Source organism: Streptomyces sp. AF1A, assembly GCF_047340315.1.
Lineage (GTDB): Bacteria > Actinomycetota > Actinomycetes > Streptomycetales > Streptomycetaceae > Streptomyces.
This window is the reverse complement of sequence record NZ_JBLEBI010000239.1, coordinates 1-8,420: the sequence shown is the minus strand read 5'-3', so window position 1 is coordinate 8,420 and position 8,420 is coordinate 1. Positions and strand designations below refer to the sequence as shown.

4 protein-coding genes and 1 pseudogene are annotated in these 8,420 nt (G+C 73.1%); 2 read left to right on the top strand and 3 right to left on the bottom strand.

Annotation, left to right across the window (positions count from 1 at the left end; all coding sequences use genetic code 11):
* The 3 genes and pseudogenes from ACLU3S_RS34080 to ACLU3S_RS34070 all read right to left on the bottom strand — a co-directional run.
* Positions 1 to 497 (bottom strand): annotated as a pseudogene (locus tag ACLU3S_RS34080) (FUSC family protein); the annotation flags it as partial.
* Positions 498 to 698: 201 nt separating this feature from the next.
* A complete protein-coding gene (locus ACLU3S_RS34075; protein ID WP_413955854.1) occupies positions 699 to 2,420 on the bottom strand; it encodes a carbohydrate binding domain-containing protein in 1,722 nt (573 codons plus the stop codon).
* 217 nt (positions 2,421 to 2,637) lie between these two features.
* Positions 2,638 to 5,052: a SpoIIE family protein phosphatase gene (locus ACLU3S_RS34070; RefSeq protein ID WP_413955853.1), complete on the bottom strand. Its 2,415-nt coding sequence runs from the start codon at positions 5,050 to 5,052 to the stop codon at positions 2,638 to 2,640.
* Positions 5,053 to 5,361: 309 nt separating this feature from the next.
* Between ACLU3S_RS34070 and msrA the strand changes: the two genes are divergently transcribed.
* Both msrA and ACLU3S_RS34060 read left to right on the top strand, forming a co-directional pair.
* Complete coding sequence (gene msrA, locus ACLU3S_RS34065; protein ID WP_413955852.1) at positions 5,362 to 5,883, top strand: peptide-methionine (S)-S-oxide reductase MsrA; 522 nt, start codon at positions 5,362 to 5,364, stop codon at positions 5,881 to 5,883.
* Positions 5,884 to 6,280: 397 nt separating this feature from the next.
* Positions 6,281 to 8,420: AAA family ATPase (locus tag ACLU3S_RS34060; RefSeq protein ID WP_413955851.1), on the top strand; the 2,140-nt coding region annotated here is incomplete at its 3' end.

Sequence of the window (8,420 nt, the reverse complement as noted above, 5' to 3'; positions counted from 1 at the left end):
AGGAGGGTGGCGCAGTGCGCGGCGGTCATCGCGGCGTGGGCGGCTCGCTCCCGGTACGGCTGCGGGGCGGGCTCGGGAAGGACCAGCGCTTCGGAGGCGGCGAGCAGGACCATCCCGGTGGTCGTCCCGAGCAGCCGGTCATCGAGCGAGCCGGGGTCGTACGGCGGGAACGACGGCAGGATGTACAGCAGTTGCAGCCCCGGCGCCGCTCCGGCCTGGCGCGGGCCGCTGACGGCGGAGAACGCCAGCGCGAAGCCGACCGCGAACATGCCGAGCACCGCGCTCCAGGTCCGCACCGACAGACAGGTGCCGACGATCACCAGCAGCCAGCCCACGGGCACCAGTCGCAGCACCACGGCGGCGCGCTGCCGCCCGGTGCCCGGAATCCTGGACAGGCCGCCGAGCGCCACCGTGGCGAACAGGGCGTAGGTGGCCGCGACGGGTCGGCCGATGCCGTAGCGGAAGAAATAGAAACCGGCCGCGGCGACCAGCGTCATGTGTATCGCCCGGCGGCCCGAGGCGGCATAGGCCGACGGGATCCGCCCGGGTGGGACACCACACACCCCTTCAGACTCACGCATCACCGTGCGCCCGGCACCTGCGCGGCCCGCGCCGCGGTCCGGGGACAGGCGGTGCGTGCGGCGCCCCCGTGACGGCGGTTCGACGGAGGCGCGCCGCACGCACGGTGGGGGGTGGCGCTAGCCGAGGGCGAAGTCGTCGGCCTGGACGTCGGACTGGCCGTACCAGCCGTGGACGTAGACGGTGACGGCTCCGCTGCCGCCGGTGGTGAAGGTGAGCGTCAGCCGGTTCCAGCTCGTGCTGTTCGACCAGGTGCTGCCGGTGGCGTCGCCGCTGACCCCGATGTAGGCGTAGGGGCCCCGGACCCAGCCGGTGAGCGTGTAGGTGAGGTGGGGGGACAGGGTGACGGCCTGGTCGCATTCGCCGGTGCTGCCGCCACTCGGGGTGACCTGAAGGGCGTGGCTGCCGGAGTGGACGGGGGAGGTGACCACCGTGCTGCCGCCCGTGCACGTCCAGGGGCCGAGGCCGCCGCTCTCGAAGCCGGCGTTGGCCAGTTGGCGCCCGCCGCCCCCGCCGCCCCCGCCGCCCCCGCCGCCGGCGGTGACGGTGAGTGTGTACGTCGCGCTGTGGCTGCCGCTGGAGGCCGTGCCGGTGACCTTGATCGGGTAGGTGCCCGCGGCCACGGACGAGCCGACCGTGGCCGTCAGCGTCGAGCTGCCCCCGGAGGTGACGGAGCCGGGGCTGAAGGAGACCGCGACCCCGGAGGGAGCGCCGGAGGCGGAGAGGCTGACGGACTCGGCGCTGCCCGAGGTGACGGCCGTCGAGACGGTCGCGGTCGCGGAGCCGCCCTGCGCGACCGAGGCGGAGCCGGGCGCCAGGGAGAGCGAGAAGTCGCCGCTCGTGCCTCCGCCCCCGCCTCCGGAACCGCCCTGGTAGGGCACGAAGGCGTCCGTGAACGCGAGGCTGTTCTGGCTGATCTCGCTGCACGTGGACAGGGAGTTGGCACTGCCGCTGCACGGCTGGTCCCGGTTGACCGACCAGAAGGACAGCCGCCCGACGCCGTTCTGCGCGGCGAAGTTCTCCACGGTCTGCGCATCCGCCAGGGTGAACGTGGAACCGTCGTCGTTCTTGCCGATCATCGGGGTGATCCCGAGGTTGGCGTACGTGTAGCCGGGGTCGACGGACTGCATCTGCGCCAGTGTGGCCCTGGCGGCCGAGACCGCGGCCTGGCCCATCTCGGTGCCCGTGCCGGCGTAGTAGTCCATGGTCAAGACGTTGACCACGTCGATCCTGACGCCGGCGTTCTTGGCGGCCTTGAGGATGTTGACGCCGTCGCCTGTCAGTCCGCTCGTCAGCACCGGCAGGGTCATGGAGAACTGCAGGCCGGGGTTGGCCGCCTCGAGGTCCTTCATCGCCTGCATCTGGCGGGCAGCGGCGGCGGTGTCGGCGATGGCGGCGCCCTCGACGTCGAAGTCGAGCCGGGTGACGCCGTAGTCGTCGATGATGGCCTGGTATCCCGCGTCGATGCTGCTCTGGGTGGTGCAGGTCCAGGCGAGCGGCTCGCCGCTCGCGCCGCCGGAGGAAATGATGACGGAGGCGCCCTCGGACTTCGCCCTGGCGATCTCGGGGTCGGTGTAGGGGTCGGCGCCGACGGGGAGGGTGTCGCCCCAGATCTGGGTGCAGCCTTCACCGAGGACGAAGGCCGCGGTGTAGGCCTTGAGGCGGTGTCCGGTGATGGCCGTGTCGAGCTGGCCTTCCTGGCTGTTCGACATGTCGACGTAGGGGGCCACGGAGTAGACGCTGCTCGCCGCGGCGCTGCTGGGGGGCGCGAGAGCGACGGTGGCGCCGGTGGCGGCGAGCGCGAGCGCGCACGCGGACGCCGCGAATCTTGCCAGGTGCATGACATAGCACCTTTCGGGGATGCCCCTCGGGCGTTTGGTGGTGGGGTGCTGCGGTGTGGGGTCGCAGCGTTGGTACATACCAAAGCGCCCGCGCGCCCGGCCGTCAAGAGGACTAGACCAAGGTCGCGTCAGTTGCCGTGCCAGGCGAACTCATGTGCAGGGGTAGAGGGTTGACCGCATCGCACCGGCCGGCGGAAGGCACCGCACCGTACGGGGCTCAGTCGGGGCACTCGTCCGACAGTTGCTGCTCCGCCCAGATGGTCTTGCCCGTGGGCGTGTACCGCGTGCCCCAGCGCTGGGTGACCTGCGCGACCAGGAAGAGACCCCGCCCTCCCTCGTCGGTGCTGTGGGCACGGCGCAGGTGGGGCGAGGTGTTGCTGGCGTCCGACACCTCGCAGATCAGGGCCCGTTCATGGATCAGGCGCAGACTGATCGGTCCGCAGGCGTGCGTGATGGCGTTGGTGATCAGTTCGCTGACGATCAGCTCGGTGGTGAAGGCGTAGTCCTCCAGCCCCCACTCGGTCAGCTTGCGTGAGGCGTTGTCCCGCGCCTCGTGCACCGCCCGGGGATCGGAGGGCACCTCCCACGCGGCCACGCGGTCGGGGGGAAGGGCGTGGGTGCGGGCGATCAGGAAGGCGACGTCGTCGTGCGGGTGGTCCGGCAGAAGAATGCGGACCATCGTGTCGCAGATCTCCTCCAGCGGCCGGTCGGGGTGCGCGAGAGCGAAGCAGAGCCGCTCGAAGCCGACGTCGACGTCCCGGTCCGAGGCCTCGATGAGGCCGTCGGTGTAGAGGGCGACGACGCTGCCTTCCTCCAGCTCGATCTCGGCCGACTCGAACGGCAGGCCCCCCAGGCCCAGCGGGGGCCCGGCGGGGATGTCGGGCAGTTCCACCGGCTCGCTGAGGTGGGCGATCGCCGGAGTGGGATGCCCCGCGCGCGCCACGCTGAGCCGCCGCGAGATCGGGTCGTACACGGCGTAGACGCAGGTCGCGCCGATCACCACGGGGCCGTCCGCGACCGCCTCGGCCTCGTCCGCCAGCCGCAGCACGAGGTCGTCGACGTGGGCGAGGAGCTCGTCGGGCGGCAGGTCCAGGTCGGCCAGCGTGTGGACGGCCGCGCGCAGTCGGCCCATGCTCGCGGCGGCGTGGATGCCATGGCCGACGACGTCCCCCACGACCAGCGCGACCCGCGCCCCGGACAGCGGGATCACGTCGAACCAGTCGCCGCCCACGCCGGCCTCGGCGTCGGCCGGCAGATAGCGGTGGGCGACCTCGACGGCGCAGTGATCGGGCAGATCGGGCGGGAGGAGACTGGTCTGCAGGGCGAGGGCCGCATTGTGCTCCCGTACGAAGCGCCGGGCGTTGTCCACGCACACCGCGGCGCGCGCGACCAGCTCCTCCGCCAGCAGCAGGTCGTCCTCGTCGAACGGGTTGGGGTTCTCCCAGCGCAGCAGCGTGACCACGCCCATGGTCACCCCGCGTGCCCGCAGCGGCACCACCAGGTGCGTGTGCACACCGAGACTGATGATCTTGGCCAGTCGCTGCGGATCGCCGGAGAGCCACCAGGTCGTCGGGGAGAGCACCGGGTCGCGGATCGGCCGGCCGGTGTTCAGGCAGCGCTCCTGCGGGGACTTCGGCGGGTACCGGGTGAGGGCCCCGAGGGGGACGACCGCCTCCGGCACGTCCTCGCGCACCGAGACGTGCACCGCGCGCTGCAGCGTGCCGCCGGTGACCGGCCCGGGGGCGAGGTCCCTGGCCGCGAGCACGCCCTGGAAGAGGTCGATCGCGGCGAAGTCGGCGAGCTGCGGCACGAGCACCTCGGCGAGTTCCTGCACCGTGCGGTCGAGGTCCAGGGTGGTGCCGATGCGCTGCGCCGCCTCGTTGACCAGGGCGAGCCGTTCGCGCGCCCGGTCCTGGGCGGTGAAGTCCACGGCGGTGTGGCACACGCCCAGCGTCTTGCCCTCGACGTCCCGCAGCGGGAACGACGAGCGGAGCCTGAGATGGCCCTGCGAGTTGCGGCGGGACATCCCCTGCGGCGGCGTGACATGCTCCACGGCCGGCGTGACCCGGCCCGACATCAGCGCCTGGCGCGCCTGCCAGTCGATGGCCGGCGGCACCTGTCCCGGTGCGAGCGGCGTGACCTCGCCGTCGACGGCCTGGTGGACCGGCAGGCCCTCCATGGCGGCCAGCACCTGGTTCACCCACCGGAACCGCAGCTCGTTGTCGAGGACGGCGATGCCGATCGGTGACTCGTCCAGGAGCCCGCGCATCACGGCCTGGTCGAGCTCCCAGCGGCGCGCGTCGGTGACCTCGCAGGCCGCGACGAGCCAGGCGGAGTCCAGCTCCGCACGCAGGGGACACGCCCGCAGGGCCAGCTCGACCGTGTAACCGGCGTGGTGCCGCGCGGTGATCAGGCCCTCCCAGCCCTCCCCGACCCGTTGCGCCGCGGACAGCGCGGACGCCAGGGAGTCCTCACCGACCAGGACGGAGGTCGCGGGCCGCCCGAGCACGCCGTGCGCCGGATAGCCGAGGAGGGTCTCCGCCCGTTCGTTCCAGTAGCGGATCAGGCCGTGCCCGTCCACGACGACCACGGCCGCTGCCGTGACGCCGAACGGATCTCCCTGGTGCTGCATGGCCAGATCCTTCAGACCCATGTCTCGACCCATCCGCAGGCGGGCGTTCTGAGACCACGGTCTCACATAGCCCCAGGCGTGTCCTCGGACCTGTCGCCCAGCCGGACCTGCCGCCCGCGGGACCGGCGCGCGCACCGGGGTGGCGTCTTCGTCCGTCCGGCGGGGTCGTGCCGTGCGTCCGGCGTCGCCGGTCCGCTCCCGCCCCCGCCGGCGGCCATTGTCCGGTTGGTCGCGGGGCGTATTAGGCTGGGTGACCATGTGACCGGCACGTCGACGACCGCGCCGGGCCCGAACGTCAGGGAGCGACCGATGACAGTGGGAACCGAGCGAGCCGTACTGGCGGGCGGCTGTTTCTGGGGCATGCAGGATCTGATCCGCAAGCAGCCGGGCGTGGTGTCCACGCGCGTCGGCTACAGCGGTGGCGACACGCCGAACGCCACCTACCGCAATCACGGCGACCACGCCGAGGCCGTCGAGATCCTCTACGATCCCGCGGTCACGAGCTACCGCGACATCCTGGAGTTCTTCTTCCAGATCCACGATCCGACCACGAGGGACCGCCAGGGCAACGACATCGGGCGCAGCTACCGGTCCGCCATCTTCTACGCCGACGAGGAGCAGCACCGCGTCGCCCTGGACACCATCGCGGACGTCGAGGCGAGCGGGCTGTGGCCCGGGAAGGTCGTCACGGAGGTGGAGCCCGTGGGCGACTTCTGGGAGGCCGAGCCCGAGCACCAGGACTACCTGGAGCGCTACCCGAACGGCTACACCTGCCACTTCCCGCGCCGGAACTGGAAGCTGCCGCGGCGCGAGTCGTCCCCGCAGAGCTGAGCCCGGCATTCCGGCTCCGCTTCAACGCCTGTGCGCCCCCGCCCCTGAGGGCGGGGGCGTTCGCCGTCCTTGCGGTGCCGGTACCTGAAGTTCCCCGCAGTTCGCGGAGGCTCGTCGCCGGAGTTCGTGAGGTTCTCCGGAGTTCGTGAGGCGCCGGCAGTTCGTGAGGCTCGTCGGAGTGCCCGGCAGTTCGTGAGGCTTCGGAGTCCTGAGGTGCCCGGCCGTTCGTGAGGTTGCCGGAGTTCGTGAGGTTTCGGCCGTTCGTGAGGTTGCCGGAGTTCCTGAGGCTCCCGGGGCCCGTGAGCAGCGGCCCGGCGGGGCGACCGGGTCGCGCGCCGGGGACGTCGGCCCGGCCCGGGGACTACCCGCCCATGTGGCGCCCGGCGCACAGAGGGACATGCTGAAGAGGGAGGTTGTCCGCGACCTGACGACATCAGTGGTGGTGAACACCATGGCCGTGCTGGACGAGACGGGACCGGACCCCGGCCGAGGGCGGGCCGACCCCTGCGGAGACCCGTTTCTGCGGACGCGGTTCGCCGTACCGACCCTCCCCGTGACCTTCCTGCGCCGCGACCGGCTCACCGGACACCTCGACGAGGCCCTGCTGAAGCCGCTGACCGTGGTCGACGGGGCCGCCGGAGCGGGAAAGACGCTCCTGGTCGCGGACTGGGCCGCGGCGCTCGACGGCCCTGTCGCCTGGCTCACCGCGCAGGTCGCGGACAAGGGCTGCGGCACCTTCTGGGCCTACCTCCTGCAGGCCCTGCGCCTGGCCGGCGTGGCACCGTCCGCCGAGGTCGGCGCCCCGGCCGAGGCGGGCCGCGTGGACGACGCGCTGCTCACCCGGCTCGCCGCGGAGCTGAGCGCACGGGCCGCCCCGGTGATCGCCGTGATCGACGAGTACGAGCGGGTCACGGACCCGGAGATCGCGGACCAGTTGGAGTTCGTGCTGCGGCACGCCGGGGACGGCCTGCGCCTGGTGCTCGTCACACGCACCGAGCCGCTGCTCCCGCTGCACCGCTACCGGGCGGCCGACGCCGTCACGGAGATCCGGAACGACGAGCTGGCCTTCACCCGCGACGAGGCGGCCGACCTGCTGGCCCTGCACGGCCTGGACCTCCCGTCCGACGGTGTGGCCGCGCTGGTGGACCGCACCCGCGGCTGGGCGGCGGGCCTGCGGCTGTGCGCGCTCGCGGCGCGGGGAGAGGCCGATCCGCAGACGTACCTCAAGGAGTTCGAGGCCGACCGCACCACGATCGGCGACTACCTGCTGGCCGAGGTGCTCAAGCGGCAGCGGGCCGAGACCCAGGACCTGCTGTTGCGCATCAGCATCCTCGACCGCTTCTGCCCCGCCCTGGCCGACGCCCTCACCGGACGCGCCGACTCCGAACTCATCCTCACCGGCCTGCACCGCGACAACGCGTTCGTCGAGCATCTCGGGCACGGATGGTTCCGGCTCCATCCGCTGTTCCGGGAGATCCTCCGCGCCCACCTGCGGGTGCGCGCCCCCGGGCTGGAGACCGAACTCCACCGCCGTGCGGCGCGCTGGTTCCGGCGCACGGGGCCGCTCGCCGAGGCCATCGGCCACGCCGCGGCCGCGGAGGACTGGGAGTCGGCCGCGGGCGCCCTCGTCGGCGATCTGGCCCTCGGGGAACTCTTCACCGGCCTGCACGCCGAGACCCTGTCGGCGCTCTTCGCCGCCATGGGCCCCGAGCCCGGGACCGCCGTCACCGATCTGGTCCGTGCGGCGCGGGAGTTGTCCCGGCGCGACCTCGCCCGCGGCCTGCCGCACCTGGAGCAGGCCGCAGCGGTGCTGGGGGACGGGTTTTGCGGGGTGGACGACGGGGTCGACCCGGCCGCGGCCCGGCTCGGCTGCGCGCTGCTGGAAGCCCTGGCGGGTCGGCTGACGGGTTCGCCGGCCCGGGCGGAACTGGCCGCGCGGGCCGCCGAGAAGCTGCGGCACCAGGTCCCCGACGGGCTGCTGGACGACCATCCGGAGCTGACCGCGCTGCTGCTCACCCATCTCGGCTCGGCCCGGCTGTGGGCGGGCCGTCTCACGGACGCGCGCGATGTCCTGGGCACGGTGGCCGACTCCGGCGGGGGGGTGTCGCCCGCGCCGGTGCGGGAGGAGTGCCTGGCCCACCTGGCCCTGATCGACCATCTGAAGGGCTGGCCCGGCCGGGCCGAACGCAAGGCCCTGGCGGCGCTCTGCGCGACCGACGGCCCCGGCACGCCCTCGGCGCCGGGAGCGGTGCTCGGATCGCTGGTCCTGGCCGCGGTGGCCACCGACCGCGACGAACTCGACCGCGCCCAGGCGCTCCTGCACTCCGCGGGGGACGTCCGGCACCCGCTGTACGACCCGGTGGCGGAGGCGGAGCGGACCATCGTCACCGGGCGGGTCCTGCTGGCCCGGGGCGACACCGGGGCCGCGCTGGAGGCGGCCGACCGGACGGTCGCGGCCGACGTCGCGTCTCCCTGGGCCGAGGCGCACCTCGCGCTGCTGGCCGCCGCGGTCCACCTGGCCGAGGGGCGCCCGGAGA